Annotated in this window: 13 protein-coding genes and 2 tRNA genes; 11 read left to right on the top strand and 4 right to left on the bottom strand. The window is 62.4% G+C overall.

The window, feature by feature from the left end; genetic code table 11:
- Positions 1-14 precede the first annotated feature (14 nt).
- Together ACFSNN_RS11195 and ACFSNN_RS11190 are read left to right on the top strand one after the other, a co-directional pair.
- Positions 15-3,449, top strand: coding sequence for a DUF2339 domain-containing protein (locus ACFSNN_RS11195; protein WP_134456150.1), 3,435 nt, complete (start codon positions 15-17; stop codon positions 3,447-3,449).
- Entirely contained in the window at positions 3,446-5,014 is a 1,569-nt protein-coding gene (locus ACFSNN_RS11190; RefSeq protein ID WP_134456149.1) for a DUF3999 domain-containing protein, read from the top strand. Before ACFSNN_RS11195 ends, ACFSNN_RS11190 begins: the two co-directional genes overlap by 4 nt.
- Positions 5,015-5,040: 26 nt before the next feature.
- On the opposite strand, the gene ACFSNN_RS11185 is transcribed toward ACFSNN_RS11190, so the two are convergent.
- Both ACFSNN_RS11185 and ACFSNN_RS11180 read right to left on the bottom strand, forming a co-directional pair.
- Positions 5,041-5,490, bottom strand: coding sequence for a MarR family winged helix-turn-helix transcriptional regulator (locus tag ACFSNN_RS11185; RefSeq protein WP_134456148.1), 450 nt, complete (start codon positions 5,488-5,490; stop codon positions 5,041-5,043).
- Positions 5,491-5,552: 62 nt separating this feature from the next.
- Positions 5,553-6,698 carry a glycerate kinase gene (locus ACFSNN_RS11180; protein ID WP_134456147.1) on the bottom strand — a complete coding sequence of 382 codons (1,146 nt, stop codon included), beginning with the start codon at positions 6,696-6,698 and terminating at the stop codon, positions 5,553-5,555.
- Between the two features lie 583 nt (positions 6,699-7,281).
- On the opposite strand from ACFSNN_RS11180, the gene tig reads away from it, so the two are divergent.
- From tig to ACFSNN_RS11140, 8 genes are all read left to right on the top strand, one after another.
- Complete coding sequence (gene tig / locus ACFSNN_RS11175; RefSeq protein WP_134456146.1) at positions 7,282-8,628, top strand: trigger factor; 1,347 nt, start codon at positions 7,282-7,284, stop codon at positions 8,626-8,628.
- A gap of 192 nt (positions 8,629-8,820) precedes the next feature.
- Positions 8,821-9,474 (top strand): ATP-dependent Clp endopeptidase proteolytic subunit ClpP, encoded by a 654-nt coding sequence (gene clpP / locus ACFSNN_RS11170; protein ID WP_007182010.1) that lies wholly within the window; start codon positions 8,821-8,823, stop codon positions 9,472-9,474.
- 183 nt (positions 9,475-9,657) lie between these two features.
- Positions 9,658-10,929, top strand: coding sequence for an ATP-dependent Clp protease ATP-binding subunit ClpX (gene clpX / locus ACFSNN_RS11165; protein ID WP_007182009.1), 1,272 nt, complete (start codon positions 9,658-9,660; stop codon positions 10,927-10,929).
- 202 nt (positions 10,930-11,131) lie between these two features.
- The gene (gene lon, locus ACFSNN_RS11160) at positions 11,132-13,555 is read left to right on the top strand and encodes an endopeptidase La (RefSeq protein ID WP_134456145.1); all 2,424 of its coding nucleotides are present in this window, start codon (positions 11,132-11,134) and stop codon (positions 13,553-13,555) included.
- A 341-nt stretch (positions 13,556-13,896) separates the two neighbouring features.
- A complete protein-coding gene (locus ACFSNN_RS11155) occupies positions 13,897-14,169 on the top strand; it encodes an HU family DNA-binding protein (protein WP_012432917.1) in 273 nt (90 codons plus the stop codon).
- Positions 14,170-14,259: 90 nt separating this feature from the next.
- Positions 14,260-14,335 (top strand) — tRNA-Val (locus ACFSNN_RS11150).
- A 43-nt stretch (positions 14,336-14,378) separates the two neighbouring features.
- Positions 14,379-14,455 (top strand) — tRNA-Asp (locus ACFSNN_RS11145).
- Positions 14,456-14,541: 86 nt separating this feature from the next.
- Positions 14,542-16,479 carry a SurA N-terminal domain-containing protein gene (locus ACFSNN_RS11140; RefSeq protein WP_134456144.1) on the top strand — a complete coding sequence of 646 codons (1,938 nt, stop codon included), beginning with the start codon at positions 14,542-14,544 and terminating at the stop codon, positions 16,477-16,479.
- A gap of 104 nt (positions 16,480-16,583) precedes the next feature.
- Here ACFSNN_RS11140 and ACFSNN_RS11135 read toward each other — a convergent pair whose 3' ends face one another.
- Both ACFSNN_RS11135 and ACFSNN_RS11130 read right to left on the bottom strand, forming a co-directional pair.
- On the bottom strand, positions 16,584-16,925 hold the full coding sequence (locus ACFSNN_RS11135; RefSeq protein ID WP_134456143.1) for a hypothetical protein: 342 nt from the start codon (positions 16,923-16,925) through the stop codon (positions 16,584-16,586).
- A gap of 117 nt (positions 16,926-17,042) precedes the next feature.
- Complete coding sequence (locus ACFSNN_RS11130; protein WP_208949463.1) at positions 17,043-17,717, bottom strand: arylesterase; 675 nt, start codon at positions 17,715-17,717, stop codon at positions 17,043-17,045.
- A gap of 28 nt (positions 17,718-17,745) precedes the next feature.
- On the opposite strand from ACFSNN_RS11130, the gene ACFSNN_RS11125 reads away from it, so the two are divergent.
- On the top strand, positions 17,746-18,432 hold the full coding sequence (locus ACFSNN_RS11125) for an ABC transporter ATP-binding protein (RefSeq protein ID WP_134456141.1): 687 nt from the start codon (positions 17,746-17,748) through the stop codon (positions 18,430-18,432).
- The last annotated feature ends 55 nt before the right edge of the window (positions 18,433-18,487 follow it).

The following is an 18,487-nucleotide window of genomic DNA, read 5'->3' as shown; positions in this document are numbered from 1 at the left end:
AAAAGAGGGATGCGATGAGGGTGATATTGACCGTGCTCGGCGCGGTGGTCGGCATGCTGACTGCCTTGTCGAACGATTTCCCGATCGGCTTCGGCGCACTGCTGGGCGCCGTGGCTGGTTTTGCGTTTTCGCGTCTGCTGCAAAGGAAGTCTGCGGATACCGCGACGGGATCCGCGGCCACAGCGGCCACCACAGCGGTCACCACTTATGGCTCGAATCCTCCGGGCGAACTGGCGGCGCGCGTCGAGCGGCTCGAGCGGGAGGTCGTCGCATTGCGCGGCGAGATTCGTCAGTTGCGAGCGGGAGGCGTCGAGGGTGCTGCGGATGTTGGTGCGCAGACCGCTGACACGGCGGCGTTCAGGCGGTCGCCGTCGGATGCAGCTTCGAGTCCCTACGCGATACCGCCTGTCAATGAGCGGACAGTACGTCCGCAGCCCGAGGTGCCGGCGATGCCACTCACCGCCGCGCGCTCGTCGGCAAGCGCCGAAGCGATGGTGCAGGCTGCTGCGAGTGCGGAAGGCGCAACGGGCGCTCGTGGTGCAACAGGCGTACCAAGCGTGCCCGGTGCACCTGGCATGTCCGGCGCATCTCAAGTCGCTGCGACCGCACAACCTGCTTCCACGCCAGCGTCGGCGCCGCAGCCTCCCGTTCCACCTTCACCGCCCGCGCCGCCACGCGGCCCCGGTCTCGCCGAGCGCCTCTTCAAAGCCGGCCGTGACTGGCTTTTGGGCGGCAACACGGTCGTACGGGTCGGCATCATCGTGCTGTTTTTCGGCATCGCCTTCCTGCTCAAATACGCCGCCGACAACAGCCTGCTGCCGATCGAATTTCGCCTTGCCGGCGTGGCGCTCGCCGCGACCGCCCTGATCGTGCTCGGCTGGCGCATCGGCGAGCGAAGCGGCGCCTATGGGCTGGTGCTGCAAGGCGGCGGCGTCGGCGCGCTGTATCTGACAGTCTTTGCGGCCACGCGGCTCTACCATCTGCTGCCGGCGGGCGCGGCCTTGCCGCTGATGGTCGCGATCTGCGCGCTCAGTGCATTTCTTGCAGTGCGGCAGAACGCGTCGTCGCTGGCCTTCATGGGCAGCGCGGGCGGTTTTCTCGCGCCGATTTTGCTGTCGACGGGCGGCGGCAGTCACGTCATGCTGTTTAGCTACTACGCGCTGCTCAACGCCGGCATCTTCGCGATCGCCTGGTTCAAGGCGTGGCGTCCGCTGAATCTGCTCGGTTTCGTATTCACGTTTTCGATCGGCGCCGCGTGGGGCGCGACGGCCTACCGCCCCGAGTTGCTCGCCAGCACGGAGCCGTTCCTGATTCTGTTTTTCCTGATGTACGTCGGCATCGCGCTGCTCTACGCGGTGCGGCGCGAAATCGCCCTCAAGCATTACGTCGACGGCACGCTGGTGTTCGGCACGCCGCTGGTGGCGATCGGCCTGCAAGCCGCGTTGATGAGAAACACCGAGTTCGGCCTGGCGTGGAGCGCGGTGGCGCTCGCCGCGTTCTACCTGGCGATCGCGGGCTGGCTCGCGCGACGCCGCGAGCGCCTCGGCATGATGTTCGAGGCCATGCTCGCGCTCGCGGTGATCTTTGCCACGCTCGCCGTGCCGCTCGCGTTCACCGGACCGACCACAAGCGCGACCTGGGCCATCGAAGGCGCCGCGATCAGCTGGCTCGCGGTGCGTCAGCGGCGCCTGAGCGCGTTCGGTTTCGGCCTGCTGCTGCAACTGGGCGCGGCGGGCGCCTACGCGGCCGGCACGATCGCGCAGACTCACGATGCGAATGTCTGGCCGGTCCTGAACGGCGCTTACATCGCGTCGGTGCTGATCGCGCTCGCGGGTATTTTCACCGGATGGCGTTTGCACGGCCGCAGCGAAGCAGGCGAATGGCATCTGTGGATGCCGCAGATCGGCCTCGTCGCCAGCGTGTGGGGTTTGTCGTGGTGGATCTTTGGCGGCCTGTACGAAATCCATGCATACACGAGCGCTCATCCTGGCGTTGAACACGCCCGTTTCGATACGGCCGCCGTCGCGCTCTTCGCGGTGCTGACAGCGTGGCTCGCGCACGGCGCGCGCCGCACGCTGCGCTGGCCGCTTGCCGAATTGCCGGCGCTGGCGCTCGTGCCGGTTCTCGCGCTGCTCACCGCGGAACTCTTCACGTTGGGCATGGCGCCGTTGAGCGGCTACGGCTGGCTGGTCGGCGCGCTCGCTGCGTTCTCGGCGTATGGATTGTTGTGGCGCCAGCAGCGTGACGTTAGCGACATCGTGCTCGCGCCGCTGCATACGCTGATGTTCTGGACGGCCGGCGCGCTTGCCGCGCTCGAAGGCTACTGGGGTTTGCGGGCCTGCGTGCCCGAAGGCGCATGGAGCTGGAGCGCGTGGGCGTATGGCTTCGGCGGGCTGCTGCTGTTGCTGGCGGGGGCCGGGCACCGTCTGCGCTGGCCGGTCGCGCGCTTCATGCGGGCGTATCAGGTGTGGGCCGCCGCGCCGCTCGCTGTGCTGCTGTGGGCGTGGAGTATCGCGAGCGTGACAAGCGACGGCAGCTCCGCGCCGCTCATGTGGCTGCCGATCCTCAATCCGCTCGACGTCGCGCAGATTCTCGCGTTCGTCGCCGGTGTGGCGTGGCTGCGCAGACTCCGCGCGTTGGGTGTGCAATGGCGTCCGCGCGCCTTCGATTATCTGGTGCTCGCCACGCTGTTCCTCTGGTTCAACGCGCTGCTGTTGCGCACGCTGCATCATCATTTTCACGCGGCGTACGATGTCGGTGCGGTGCTCGCCTCGTTCAGCCTGCAGCAGGTGTTCCTGGTTGGCTGGAGCGCGTTTGCTTTTGCCGGGTTGTGGCTCGCGCGCCGCGACAGTATCGCGCGGCTGTGCGCGATCGCGTCGACGCCGCTCGTGCTGGTGATGTGGCTATGGACGTTCTTCGCGAATCTGACGCAGGACGGCGGCACATCGGCGCGTCTGCCGTTGCTCAATCCGCTCGATTTGGTGCAGGCGGTGGTGTTCGCGCTGGCGGCGTTCTGGCTCGTGCGGATTCGCCGGCTTGGCGTGCCGATCGGCGAATATCGCATGCCTTTGCAGGTGGCGGCCGGCGCGACCGGCTTCGTCTGGCTGAACGCGATGCTGCTGCGTACGCTGCATCATTGGACCGGCGTGCCATATGAGTTCGAGACCATGTCACACTCGATGCTCGTGCAGGCGTCAATATCGGTATTCTGGACGGTGTGCGCTCTGGCCGTGATGATCTGGGCGACGCGCCGGGCGAGCCGGATGTTCTGGTTCATCGGCGGCGCGCTGCTGGCGGCGACCGTGGTCAAACTGTTCCTGTTCGATCTGTCTCACGTGACGGGAATCGAGCGGATCGTTTCGTTTATCGGCATCGGTTTGATGTTGTTGCTGATCGGCTACTTCTCACCGTTACCGCCTAAGGCTCTGGTCGTGGAATCCAAGCAATGAAGCGTGTCTTTGCATTTAGCGGCTGGTGTTTTGCAATCGCGACCATGTGGGCGTCCGCGCCCGCCACCGCGGCCGACGATTTCGCGCAGCATTTCGCGCTGCAACTCGAAGAGGGCGCCGCGTACTACAGCGTGACGCTTTCGGCCGCCGTCTACGCGGCAAGCCAGCGTCACGATCTCGGCGACGTGCGGGTCTTCAACGGCACGGGCGAACCCGTTCCGTATTCGCTCGATGCGCCGCGCGAGCCCGCGCGCAAGCCGCCCACGCTGCGTCCGGTGCGCTGGTTTCCGTTGCCGCCCGCAGCCGCCAGCAGTACCTCCGCACCGCTCGGCGTGACGATCGCCGGCGACGGTTCGCTGCGCGCGACCTCGGCGCCGCCGCCGCGCGCGCAACACGATACGGACCTGATCGACCTCGGGCGGGCGTCGCGTGCAAGCCGCGTGACCGCTCTGGTCGTGCACCTGCGCGACGACAATTACCAGGGGCGCGTCACGGTCGAATCGAGCGACGATTTGCGTCACTGGCAACCGGCCGGCGATGCGCAACTGCTCAAGGTCAGCTACAACGGCAGCACGCTGAGTCAGGACCGGATCGAACTGGACGGCAATCGCGCGCGCTATTTGCGTTTGCGCTGGCTTGACGGCGCGCCATATGTCGAGTCGCTGGACATGGAGATCCAACCGCTTGCCGCCGACGCGGCGCAGCGCGCGGAGCGGGCATGGCGCGAAGGCATCGTCGCGCACGCGGGACCGAAACCCGGCGAGTATTTTTTTAGCACTAGCGGCCCGTATCCCGTCGACCGGTTGCGCCTGAACCTGCCTCAGCCGAACACCGTCGCGCCCGCGGTCGTCTATTCGCGCACGGGGTTCGATACGCCATGGCGCGAAGTGGCGGGCGCGACATTGTTCCGCTTGCACAACGGCGAGGTGGAGCAAAGCAATCCTTCGCTCGAATTGACGCCCGACACGGATCGTCAATGGCGTGTGGTGGTCGACACGCGCAATGGCGGACTCGGCAGCGGGACGCTGACCGTCGCCGCGGGCTGGCGTCCGGCGATGCTGACGTTCGTCGCGCGTGGGACGGCGCCGTTCACGCTGGCGGTGGGCAGCGCGACGACGGTGTCGTCGGCGGTGAGCCGCGACGATCTGTTGATGGGCGCCTCGGCGGTCCCCGCGACGGCGCGTCTGGGTGAGGCGTTGTCAGCCGAGCAGGCAGCGAGAGCGCAGTCCGCGAGGGATCCGGATGCGATGCGCCGCTATTTGCTATGGGCGGCGTTGCTGCTGGCCGTGGGCTCGCTTGCAGCGATTGCGTGGCGGCTCGCGCGGGGTGCGCGTGTGCCGGCGAGCGGTGGGCAGGGTAGTGTGTCGGGCGGCTCTAGTGGACCCGGTGTGGCGGGTGCGTCAGTGGGGACGGGCGTTGCGGGTGCGTCTACAGGATCTGGCGTAGCGGGTACGTCGGCGGGGACGGGCGCAGCGGATGCGTCGGCGGAATCCGATCGAGCGGGCCCGGCAGCCAATGCTCCCACCACCGGCGACACCAACGGACAGGGCGAAGGCAAGCGCTGAACTCAGCGCCGCCTTCGGCGCGCAAGTCATTCCTCGGGCGCCGTCATTGTGCCGATGATCTTGTCGAGCGCGTGACCGAAAGCAAGTTTTTCCTGCTCGTCCAGACAGTCGAACATGTCGCCGTTCCATTTGCGCGCGATCGGCATGACCTTCCGATACAGCGCGCGGCCTTCGGGGGTCAGCGACACCAGCACGACGCGGCCGTCTTCGGCGCTCGCCTCGCGTTTCACGAGTCCCTGCCTGATCAGCGCTTCGGCGGCGCGGCTTGCCTGGCTTTTGTCGAGATTGGCATGCCTTGCCAGTTCCATGATCGAGAACGGCCCGAACGATCCCACCGACGCAATCACGCGCGCTTCAGGCAAGGTCACCCCGAGCTTGCTCTGATAGCGTTCGCTGATGCCGCGTTCGGCGAGTTTGTTGAGGACATGCAGACGGTACGTCAGGAACTGTTCGAGGCCGGCTTTGGCGTCCTTCATGGTCTTCCCGTAGTGTGTGAGCGGTCGCGGCGCTGTGATTGTTGCCGCAACCGTCCTGCCGGTCAACGCGTGCCGTATTTCAGGCGCGTCAACTGTTCGGCTTCGTCCGCCAACAGACGCGCCGCGTCGCGAATCGCGACTTCGAGCGTGATCGGGCCGGGCGCCGGCGAGAAGCAGCCGCTGAAATATTCGGCGAGGCGCGGCAAGGCGGCCGAGTCGACTCCGCCGGAAAGAAGCGTGGCCGGCACGCCTGCTGCCTGTGCATGACGGCAGGCGATGAAAGGCGCCTTGCCATGCAGCGTCTGCACATCCGAACGACCTTCGCCGGTGATCAGCCAATCGGCGCCTTCGAGCGCGGCGTCCAGGCCGATTTGCCGCGCGACGGTTTCCGCGCCCGGTTCGAACTTCGCACCGAGCATATGCAATGCGAAGCCGAGGCCGCCGGCAGCACCCGCGCCGGGCAGTTCGCGCGCCGTGCGGCCGAGCGCCGGTTCGAGCAGATCGGCGAAGCGGGCGAGCGCTGCGTCGAGCGTGGCAACCTGTTCCGGTTTCACACCCTTTTGCGGACCGAATACCGCGGTTGCGCCGTGTTCGCCGGTAAGCGGATTGTCTACGTCCGACATGCCGACGAACTGCGCGCTCGATAAACGCGCGTCGAGCTGCGACACGTCGACTCGTGCGAGACGCGCGAGTTGTTCCGGCGTGGCGTCGAGTTCATTGTCTTGTGCGTCGAACAGCTTGAGACCGAGACCCGCCAACAGGCCCGCGCCGCCGTCGTTGGTGCTGCTGCCGCCGAGCGCGACAAAAAAGCGCCGCACGCCGGCGTCCATCAGCGCGCGAATCGCCTCGCCCATGCCGCGTGTGCTGCGCGCCTCGACGGGCACGCCCATTCCCACCGGATCCGTGATGCCGACGACCTCCGCCGTTTCGACGATCGCGCTGCCGTCGGCGAGCAGGCCCGTGAGCGCCTCGCGCACCGGACCGGCCGCGCCGCGCACGCTGAGCGTGCGGCGTTCGCCGCCGCGCGTGAGCATGGCGTCGAGCGTGCCTTCGCCGCCGTCGGCCATCGGGCAGATGCGCACCTCCGCGGCGGGACTGGCGCGCTTGATGCCCGCTGCGATCGCTTGCGCGACCTGTTCCGCGCTAAGCGAGCCTTTGAAGGAGTCGGGAGCAATGACGACGACGGGCGAGGACGGCGAATTCGGCATGGTGTCTCTGAGTGGTTGATATCGTTGCGAGGGCGGGTGAAACGGCGAGATGCGGGCGCGACCCCAAGCGCGTCCACTAGCTTATCAGCATGGGCGCGCCGACTGAATATGTCGAATGGCATAGCCGGCATGGACGGCGGCTGGGCGCGTATGCGCGGCGGGCGCGGCTGCTTTTGTAGGCGTGTGTTGATCCAAAAGAATTCGCTTGGGGAAATTCGTGCAGACAGGTTGGAGCGAAGTCGCCGGGGAAAATTCGTGTACAGCAGCGGCGAAGCACCCCGGCCGCACTGGAACAGTGCGCGAACAGGCATGAAACAGCGCGGAAAGCGGCCGGAATCCGACCAAAACCTCGACAAAAACGCACGCATTCATCGAATCCCGGCTAGGCGCGCAAATAGTTTGCTAAAATATTCGGCTCTTTGGACTCAACCGTGCTGCCGGCGGCCTGCAAGCCCGCGGCGCAGGCGCGCAATCGATGCGAAGCGACCTAAACGCGACCAAAAAACGCGACGTCGCACGACATCGACAAGCGGCACGGAGAAGATAACTGATTCGCTCGAATAATTTTAGGACGATTGAAGCCATGGCTAACGTTGTTGAAAACCTCGGCAAGCTCGAACGCCGCGTCACGATTTCCCTGCCGAAGGACGCCGTGCAGAAGGAAGTGGACTCGCGTATCCGTCAACTCGCGAAGAACGTGCGCATGCCGGGTTTCCGCCCGGGCAAGGTGCCGCTCAAGATGGTGACGCAACAGTATTCGGGCCAGGTGGAAGCCGAAGTGCTGAGCGACAAGGTCGGCAAGGAATTCTTCGACATCAGCCGCACCGAAAACCTGCGCGTCGCCGGTCAGCCGAGCTTCGCACCGAAGAGCGACGCGACTGAAGGCGACTACGCGTTCGACGCGACGTTCGAGGTGTATCCGGAAGTGAAGCTGGGCGACGTCGCCACGGCTGAAATCGAGCGCACCACGACCACCATCAGCGAAGCGGAAATCGACCGCACGCTGGACATCCTGCGCAAGCAGCGCGTGCACTTCCACGCTCGCGGCGAAGCCGGCGAGCACGGTGACGGCGGCGGCGACACGGCAGCGAAAGAAGGCGATCGCGTGACGGTCGACTTCGTCGGCAAGATCGACGGTGAAGTGTTCCAGGGCGGCAGCGCCGACGACTTCGCGTTCGTGCTGGGCGAAGGCCGCATGCTGCCGGAGTTCGAAAAGGCCGCCACGGGCCTGAAGGTCGGCGAATCGAAGGAATTCGATCTGGCGTTCCCTGAGGACTATCACGGCAAGGACGTCGCCGGCAAGACCGCGCAATTCACGATCACGATGAAGAAGATCGAGTGGCCGCATCTGCCGGAAATCGACGCTGAATTCGCCAAGTCGCTCGGCATCGAAGACGGCGACCTGACCAAGATGCGCGCTGAGATCAAAGACAATCTCGAACGCGAAGCAAAGCGCCGCACGCAAGCCATCGTCAAGAACCAGGTGATGGACGCGTTGCTGAAGATTTCCGAACTCGACGTGCCGAACGCGCTGATCGAACAGGATCAGGAGCGCCTGGTCGCGATGGCGCGTCAGGATCTGGAGCAACGCGGCGTGCCGAACGCCAAAGATGCGCCGATCCCGGCTGCGATGTTCAAGGAACAGGCTGAGCGCCGCGTGAAGCTGGGCCTCGTGCTGGCCGAACTGGTCAAGGCCAACGAACTGCAAGCCAAGCCGGAGCAGATTCGTGCCGAAGTCGACGAATTCGCTAAAAGCTACGAAGACCCGAAGGAAGTCGTCCGCTGGTATTATTCCAACCAGCAACGTCTTGCCGAAATGGAAGCGTACGTCGTTGAAGCCAACGTCGTCGATTTCGTGCTCAGCAAGGCCAAGGTGACGGACAAGGAAGTGAGCTTCGAAGAACTGGCAAGCGCAACGGCGCAAGCGTAAGCGTCGCTGCAACGGCGTGCCGGCTGTCGGAGCGACGGCCCGCACGCCGTTTTTTTTGTGCTGTGAATGTGCGGTGCGTTTTGCGCGGGTGTCACGCATTGCGCCGCACTGAACGCGCACTTGAATACGGGGTTGTCGGCCACACCTGTCCAGCATCTAATATTTAGAATATTTCAGACAAGGATCCACTGCATGACCTTTCGCGCTCAAATGCTGGACACGTTGACCTCCCAGTCGTCGCGGGATCTCGAAGCGCAGGCGCTCGGACTGGTGCCGATCGTCGTGGAAACGAGCGGCCGGGGCGAGCGTTCGTACGACATCTATTCGCGTCTGCTGAAGGAACGGATCGTGTTCCTGGTCGGTGAAGTGAACGACCAGACGGCCAATCTCGTCGTCGCGCAGATGCTGTTCCTCGAGAGCGAGAATCCCGATAAGGACATCAGTTTCTATATCAACAGCCCGGGCGGTTCGGTTTCGGCGGGCATGGCGATTTATGACACGATGCAGTTCATCAAGCCGGATGTCTCCACGCTGTGCATGGGTCTTGCGGCCAGCATGGGCGCATTCCTGCTGGCAGCCGGGGCGAAGGGCAAGCGCTTTGCCTTGCCGAATTCGCGCGTGATGATTCACCAGCCGCTTGGCGGCGCGCGTGGCCAGGCGTCGGACATCGAAATTCAGGCGCGCGAGATCCTGTATCTGAAGGAACGGCTGAATCATCTGCTCGCTCATCACACCGGCCAGCCGGTCGAGCGTATCGCACGCGACACCGACCGCGACAACTTCATGTCGGGCGACGACGCGCAGGCTTACGGCCTCGTCGACCAGGTGGCGCACAAGCGTCCTTGAGATGGTGCGTTTTTGCCCTGAAATGGGGCAAAAACGTGGCCGGATCGGTTGTGAAATAATCAAACTTCGTCCGAGTGCCTGCGGCAAACGCCGTCACCTTGGCTCAAGCCCGGCCCCGCCCAAACTGCGAGGCCAGGGCAAACGGCGTATCATGTAATCGAGTGTCCGGAGGCTCAAACATCTATGGCGGACAAGAAAGGTTCTAACAGCGAAAAGCTGTTGTATTGCTCGTTTTGCGGCAAGAGCCAGCATGAAGTCAAAAAACTGATTGCCGGCCCGTCGGTGTTCATCTGCGATGAATGTATCGACCTGTGCAACGAAATCATTCGTGATGAGGCTGCAGGTGCGGGCATCGAGGCGGGCTTGTCGAAGTCCGATCTGCCGAGTCCGCAGGAAATCCGTGAAATCCTCGACCAGTATGTGATCGGTCAGGAACGCGCGAAGAAAATTCTCGCGGTCGCGGTGTACAACCATTACAAGCGCCTCAAGCATCTCGACAAGAAAGACGAAATCGAGCTGTCCAAGAGCAACATCCTGCTGATCGGCCCGACCGGTTCTGGCAAGACGCTGCTCGCGCAAACGCTCGCGCGCCTCCTGAACGTCCCGTTCGTGATTGCCGATGCAACCACGCTGACGGAAGCCGGCTATGTCGGTGAAGACGTCGAGAACATCATTCAGAAGCTGCTGCAAAACTGCAATTACGAAGTCGACAAGGCGCAACGCGGCATTGTCTACATCGACGAAATCGACAAGATCAGCCGCAAGTCCGACAACCCGTCGATCACCCGCGATGTCTCGGGCGAAGGCGTGCAACAGGCTTTGCTGAAGCTTGTCGAGGGTACGATGGCGTCGGTGCCGCCGCAGGGCGGCCGTAAGCACCCGAATCAGGACTTCATCCAGGTCGACACCACCAACATTCTGTTCATCTGCGGTGGCGCCTTCGACGGCCTCGAAAAGGTCATCGTCGATCGTACCGAGAAAACCGGCATCGGCTTTGGCGCGAGCGTAAAGAGCAAGCAGGACCGCGACGCCGGCGAAGTGCTGCGCGAAGTGGAACCGGAAGATCTGATCAAGTTCGGTCTCATTCCCGAACTGATCGGCCGTCTGCCGGTGGTGGCCACGCTCGGCAAGCTCGACGAAGTCGCGTTGATGAAAATTCTCGTTGAACCGAAGAATGCGCTGGTGAAGCAATACCACAAGCTGTTCAACATGGAGCGCGTCGAGCTCGAAATTCGCCCGGCCGCGTTGCAAGCTGTCGCGCGTAAGGCAATTCGTCGCAAGACGGGCGCGCGTGGTTTGCGCTCCATCCTGGAACAGGCGTTGCTTGATGTGATGTACGACCTGCCGCAAATGAAAGGCGTTAGCAAGGTCATCATCGACGACAACGTGATTGACGGCGACGGCAAACCGCTACTGATCTACGAAGACGCGCCCAAAGTGGCGGGTTCGAACTGATCGGCTTTCGGGTTCTGCAAAAAAAGCCGTTCATGGCAACGTGAACGGCTTTTTTCGTTTATCGTGTGGTCAGGCTGGTTGTTTTCACTATGGAGTCACTGAACCTTCGGAGTCACTGAACTTTTCCCACACGCGGAGGCTTGCAATCTTTTCTGCTGGCCTCACCTATCGAACGAACTGATTCCACTCATGGGGAAATGAAATGTCAGGAACCCAACTCCTTCCGCCGGAACGCATTACGCTCCCGCTGCTCCCGCTGCGCGACGTAGTCGTCTTCCCGCACATGGTGATTCCGCTCTTCGTAGGCCGCCCGAAGTCGATCAAGGCTCTTGAAGCAGCGATGGAAGGCGGCAAGCACATCATGCTCGTCGCCCAGAAAACGGCTGCGAAAGATGAGCCGACCGAAAAGGACATGTACGAAGTAGGGTGTGTCGCCAACATCCTGCAAATGCTCAAGCTGCCCGACGGTACCGTGAAGGTGCTCGTCGAAGGCTTGCAGCGCGCGAAAACGCTTTCCATCGAAGAACAGGAGACGCAGTTCTCGTGCGAAGTCATGCCGCTCGAACCCGACCACGCCGACAGCGCTGAAACCGAAGCGCTGCGCCGCGCGATCGTGTCGCAGTTCGACCAGTATGTGAAGCTGAACAAGAAGATTCCGCCCGAGATCCTGACGTCGCTGTCGGGCATCGACGAAGCGGGTCGTCTGGCCGACACGATCGCGGCGCATCTGCCGCTCAAGCTCGACCAGAAGCAGCACATTCTCGAAATGTTCCCGGTGATCGAACGGCTCGAGCATCTGCTCGCGCAACTCGAAGCCGAGATTGACATCCTGCAGGTCGAAAAGCGCATCCGTGGGCGTGTAAAACGCCAGATGGAAAAGAGTCAGCGCGAGTACTACCTGAACGAACAGGTCAAGGCGATCCAGAAGGAACTGGGCGAAGGCGAAGAAGGTGCGGACCTCGAAGAACTCGAGAAACGCATCACCGCTGCCCGCATGCCGAAGGAAGCCAAGAAGAAGGCCGACGCCGAGCTGAAAAAACTCAAGCTGATGTCGCCGATGTCGGCTGAAGCAACGGTCGTGCGCAACTATATCGACACGCTGATCGGCTTGCCGTGGCGCAAGAAGAGCAAGGTCAACAACGACCTCTCGAATGCGGAGCGCGTGCTCGACGAAGACCACTTCGGTCTCGAGAAAGTGAAGGAACGCATTCTCGAGTATCTCGCGGTCCAGCAACGTGTCGACAAGGTCAAAGCTCCGATCTTGTGCCTCGTTGGGCCTCCGGGTGTCGGTAAGACGTCGCTGGGTCAGTCGATCGCTCGCGCCACGAACCGCAAGTTCGTGCGTATGGCGCTCGGCGGCGTGCGCGACGAAGCCGAGATTCGCGGTCACCGTCGCACGTATATCGGTTCGATGCCCGGCAAGATTCTGCAAAGCCTGACCAAGGTCGGCGTGCGCAATCCGCTCTTCCTGCTCGACGAAGTCGACAAGATGGGTCAGGATTTCCGCGGCGATCCGTCGTCGGCTCTGCTGGAAGTGCTCGATCCGGAACAGAACCATACGTTCGCCGATCACTACGTCGAAGTCGACTTCGATCTGTCGGACGTGATGTTCGTGGCGACGTCGAACTCGCTGAACATTCCGCCGCCGTTGCTCGACCGGATGGAAGTGATCCGTCTGTCGGGTTACACGGAGGACGAGAAGGTCAGCATCGCGCAACGTTATCTTTTGCCCAAGCAGAAGAAGAACAACGGCCTCAAGGATGGCGAGGTCGATGTGACGGAAACCGCGATCCGCGACATCATTCGTTACTACACGCGTGAAGCGGGCGTGCGTTCACTCGAGCGTGAAATTTCGAAGATCTGCCGCAAGGTCGTGAAGATGCTTCTGCTGAAGAAGGCGGAAGGCGCGGTGAAGGTCGACGGCAGCAATCTCGATACGTTCCTCGGCGTGCGCAAGTACGACTTCGGTCTGGCCGCGAAGGAAAATCAGGTTGGCCAGGTCACGGGTCTCGCGTGGACGGAAGTGGGCGGCGATCTGCTGACCATCGAAGCCGCGGTGATGCCGGGCAAGGGCAATGTGATCCGCACGGGTTCGCTCGGCGACGTGATGAAAGAGTCGGTCGAGGCAGCACGCTCGGTGGTTCGTTCGCGTTCGCGCCGTCTCGGTATCAAGGACGAAGCGTTCGAGAAGCAGGACATTCACATTCACGTGCCGGAAGGCGCGACGCCGAAGGACGGTCCGTCCGCCGGTATCGCGATGACGACCGCGCTGGTGTCGGTGTTGACCGGAATTCCGGTGCGCGCCGATGTCGCGATGACGGGCGAAATCACGTTGCGTGGCGAAGTTCTGCCGATCGGTGGCCTGAAGGAAAAACTGCTGGCGGCGCATCGCGGCGGTATCAAGCTGGTGCTGATCCCGGAAGAAAACGTCAAAGACTTGACGGAGATTCCGGACAACGTGAAGAACGCAATCGAAATCGTGCCGGTCCGCTGGATCGACAAGGTGCTCGAACTGGCGCTCGAACGCGTGCCGACGGCGTTGCCGGAAGAAGAGCCGAAACCTGCTGCGCCGGTCGCGGCAGAACCGGGCAAAGACGCCGCAGCAACGGAAGTCGTGAAGCACTGAGACAGTCAGTAACAAAGCTGTTTGCTTGAAGAAAACCCGCGGTCACGGCCGCGGGTTTTTTATTGGCCGCGTGACTTTCGTCAAGCATCAGTGAGGCGCGTTTTCCCACCTATTGAGCAAAGCCGCAGTACGTTTGCCGACTAGTTGTATGTGCATCGATTCGAGGCAACATTTTGTTATAGGAAGCCTCCTCGAAAACCTCGCAAATCAGGCTCAACCCCGCTTGACACAAGGGTTTCGGCCAATTCTAATGATTGCGCCCGGCGTTGGCCGCCGGCCGCGTGATGCCAGGCGCTAACAAAGCGCCGTCACGATTGCCATAAACATTCTCGGGGGTTGGGATGAACAAGACGGAATTGATCGATCACGTTGCGCAGCAAGCCGACATTTCGAAGGCAGCGGCAGGCCGTGCACTCGATGCTGTGATCGATGGTGTCAAGGGTACGTTGAAGAAGGGCGGTTCGGTGACGTTGGTCGGTTTCGGCACGTTCGCGGTCGGCAAGCGCACCGCGCGCACCGGGCGCAATCCGCGCACCGGCGCTGCCATCAAGATCAAGGCGGCCAAGGTCCCCAAATTTAGGCCTGGCAAAGCTCTGAAGGATGCGCTAAACTAATGGGCTTGCTGCTTGAGGGGCGTTGATTCACGTTAAGCGACAAAGATCAGGCAGCAGATAGAAGCAAGCAGAAGCACTGAATCGTGAAACGGGTGCTTAGCTCAGTTGGTAGAGCGGCGCCCTTACAAGGCGTAGGTCGGGAGTTCGAGCCTCTCAGCACCCACCAGTTTCAGATTCGTTCAAGTGTTTCAGCGCAGTTGCTGTATTAAGGAGTGGTAGTTCAGTCGGTTAGAATACCGGCCTGTCACGCCGGGGGTCGCGGGTTCGAGTCCCGTCCACTCCGCCAGTATCCTCGAAAGGCGAACTCCGGTTCGCCTTTTTTATTGCCCGCTGTTGTAAGATCGGGCGTTCTGTTTTTGGCACTCCTCACGCATGCTCGATTTTTTCCGCAATCACAAACGCCTGATGATGTTCATGCTCATCCTCGTCATTGTGCCGGGGTTGGGTTTTGTGGGTATTCAGGGCTTTCGCGGCTTCTTTGACGAAAGCGCAAACGTCGCGAGCGTCAACGGTCACAAGATCACGCGCGCTGAATACGACGACGCAATGCGTCAGCAACTCGACCGCGCCCGTCAGATGCTCGGCGCGCAGTTCGATATGAAGTCGTTCGACACGCCGGAACGCCGCGCGCAGATGCTCGACGGTCTGATCGAGCAACGCGTGCTGGCCGATGAAACACAGCGCCTGCATCTCACGGCATCCGACGACGCAGTGCGCCGCGTGCTGATGAACGATCCGGTGATCTCGTCGCTGAAAAATCCTGACGGCACGATCGATGTCGACCGCTACAAGCAGTTGCTCGCCATGCAGGGCATGACGCCCGACCAGTACGACGAGCGCGTGCGCTACAGCATCGCCACGCAGCAGTTGCCGGCCAGCATTCAAGGCAGCGCCTTCACGTCGAAAACGCTCGCGCGGCATCTGACCGAACTCGCGGAACAGCAGCGCGAAGTGCAGGGCATCGCGTTCCATCCGCGCGACTACGCCGCGAAGGTGCAGCCTACCGACGCGCAACTGCAAGCATATTACGACGCGCATCGCAACGAATTCGCCACGCCGGCTACGGCCACGATCCAGTACGTCGTCATGTCGCCGGCAACGCTCGCCGCTTCCGCGCAGCCGAGCGACGCCGATCTGAAGAAGTACTACGACGACAACATCGCGCACTACCGTACCGATGGTCAGGTGCGTGCGAGCCACATCCTGATCGCGGCGCCGAAAGACGCGAGCGCGGCCGACAAGGCCAAGGCGAAGCAGAAGGCCGAAGAGTTGCTCGCACAGATCAAGGCGCATCCGGATCAGTTCGCGCAGATCGCGCAGCAGAATTCACAGGACCCAGGTTCGGCGTCGAAGGGTGGCGATCTGGGTTACTTCGGCCGCGGCATGATCGCGGGCGGCAAGGCGTTCGACGACGCTGTGTTCGCGCTGAAGAAAGACGAGGTCAGCGGCATCGTGCAGACTGACTTCGGTTATCACATCGTCAAGGTGACGGACGTGAAACCGGCGGTCACGAAGCCGTTCGACGAAGTGAAAGATCAGATCTCGAAAGACCTCAAGACGCAGTTGGCCAGCAAGGCATTCACCGACGACTCGGAAGGCTTCACGTCGATCGTCTATGAAAAAGCCAAGAGCCTGCAGCCGGCCGCCGACAAGTACAAGCTGCAAGTGCAGACCGCCACGGTCACGCCGCAGCCGGACCCGAAGCTCGCGCCGGACAGTCCGCTAAACAATGCGAAGTTCCTCGCCGCGGTGTTCGCGAGCGACTCCACGACGGCACGCAACAACACGCAAGCCATCGACGTCGGCGGCAACACGCTGATCGCGGCGCGCGTGACCGACTACAAGGCCGCGGCAGTGCCCGCGCTCGACGCCGTCAAGGACGCGGTGCGTCAGAAGGTGATCGCGGTCCAGTCGAATGAAGCGGCTCACAAGGACGGCGTGGCCAAACTGGCCGAGTTCGAAAAGTCGAAGTCGACCACCGGCTTCTCGTCGCCGCTGAAAGTGTCGCGCAACGACGCGCAAGGCGTGCCGCCCGCTGCATTGAGTGCAATCTACAAGGCGGACGCGCAAAAATTGCCGGCTTACGTCGGTGTGGATCTCGGCGACGACGGCTATGCGATCTATCGCGTGAACGCGGTGGTGGCGGGTACGACGGTCGATCCGCAACGTCTGGCTGCGGCGCAGCAACAGATCGCGCAGGTCGATGCGCAGTCCGAAGCAGAGGCCTATGTCGAAGCAGTGCGCGCGCGTTCGAAGGTGAAGTTCTACGGTCCCCTCGACAGCAGCAATGCCCAGGCGAGCGGCGAGTAAAGCCGCCCGAACACAAAAAAGCCCCGCAATTGCGGGGCTTTTTCATTTGACGAGTGCAAGCTCGTCAAACGGTTGCTGCGGCATGCTGCGAGTCTTACAGGCAGTTACAGGCAGCCGCTGATTGCACTCGTGGCGTCGCTGCCGCCGGCGCCACCGGCGCGGAAGCCGACCCACGTGCCCTTGCCGGAGTACGACGGACGTACGACAGCGGCGGCGCCATTGGGCGGCTGCTGACCCGGAACATACACATCCATGGCTTGATCGTTAGCCATTGTGTCTTGCGAGACCACTTGTTGCTGCGAGCTGTCGGCCCACTTCTGCGCGATGCAGGTAGCGACGGCCTTAGGCGGTTGCTGGCTTTGACCAACGGATTGAACGCCAGCGGGTGGTTGAGCGGCGCAGGCGGAAATTGCCACGGTCAAAGCGATTAACGGTAAATATTTCACGTTATCTCCTCAAAAGTCGCTCAAAATCGAGCCGGTTACGCGGGATTACGAAAGTGTCAGAGAGAACTTACCGATCCGCGTTCCCACAGTTCTGGAAACAAGTTGTTAGCAGGCTTTTCAGTGCGGCGAACTTGTGCGAAGGAGTGGCTTGACTGCGGGCCACACGTTGTTAAGTAGCACTGGCTGTGCCTGCTGGGTCGGATGAATCTGATCGGCCTGGAACATATCCGGTTTATCGGCGATGCCGGCGAGTAGAAACGGCACGAGCGGCACACGCAACTGTCTGGACAGTTCGCCGTACAAGCCGTGGAACTTTTGCGTGTAGTCGGGGCCGTAATTAGGCGGCACATACATGCCCACCAGCACGACCTTCGCGTGACCTTGCTGAGCCTGCTCGATGATCGTGCGCAAGTTGTCTTCGGTGGTGGAGAGCGGCACGCCGCGCAACGCGTCGTTGGCGCCGAGTTCGACGATCACAATGCTCGGCTTCAGGCGTTGCATGAGCGCCGGCATGCGGGCTCGTCCGCCGCTCGTGGTGTCGCCGCTGATGCTCGCATTGGCGACGCTATAATCGATTCGCTCGTCGGCGAGGCGCTGGCGCATCAAGGCAACCCAGCCCGTGTCGCGAGGCAGGCCGTATTCGGCGGAGATGCTGTCGCCGAGCACGACGATCACCGGCCTGGCCGGTTCGGGGGCGTTGGCCGCCCGCGCCGTGAAGCTCACCGAAAACAGGCTGGCGGCCACGACGGCGCAGCCGCATGCCGTTGTCGACGCCGTGGCGCGAGTCGTCATGGCACGCACTTTCAACCTACGCTTCACCATGCTAAACAAAACTGATCCAGTCATCGAAGTGCGGGGTTTGTGCAAGAAGGTTAAAGATGCAACAGGCGAACTGACGATTCTCGACGACATCGATCTTGCTATCGATGCCGGCAGCAGTGTGGCGATCGTCGGTGCATCCGGGTCGGGCAAGTCTACGCTGCTCGGCTTGCTCGCAGGATTGGACAGCGCGAGTTCGGGCTCGGTTCGGTTGCTCGGCCGCGAACTCGGTGAGTTGAACGAAGACGAGCGTGCCGCATTGCGCAGCGGTTCGGTTGGCTTCGTGTTCCAGTCGTTTCAGCTAATGCCGCATTTGACCGCGCTCGAAAACGTCACGTTGCCGCTGGAGTTGCAAGGCGGCATCGGTACGCGCGAAGCCGCAACGCGTGCGCGCGGCTTGCTGGAGCAGGTGGGTCTGGGCAAGCGCACCGGTCACTATCCGAAGCTGCTCTCGGGCGGTGAGCAGCAGCGCGTGGCGCTTGCACGCGCGTTCGTCACGCATCCGGCAATCCTGTTCGCCGACGAACCGACCGGCAGTCTCGACGCCGCGACCGGCCACGCGGTGATCGATCTGATGTTCGAGATGAACCGCGCGAACGGCGCCACGTTGATTCTCGTCACGCATGACATCGAACTGGCGCGCCGTTGCGACACGACGGTGACGATCGAGGCGGGACGTCTCGCCTGAGTGAGCGTCGAGCCACGCTGCAAAAAGCAAAGCGGGCCGCAAGGGCCCGCTTTTT

This window comes from Paraburkholderia dipogonis (assembly GCF_042680985.1).
GTDB classification, from domain to species: Bacteria; Pseudomonadota; Gammaproteobacteria; order Burkholderiales; family Burkholderiaceae; genus Paraburkholderia; species Paraburkholderia phytofirmans.
The sequence above is the reverse complement of the archived record's forward strand: the minus strand, read 5'-3'. Positions and strand labels throughout refer to the sequence as shown.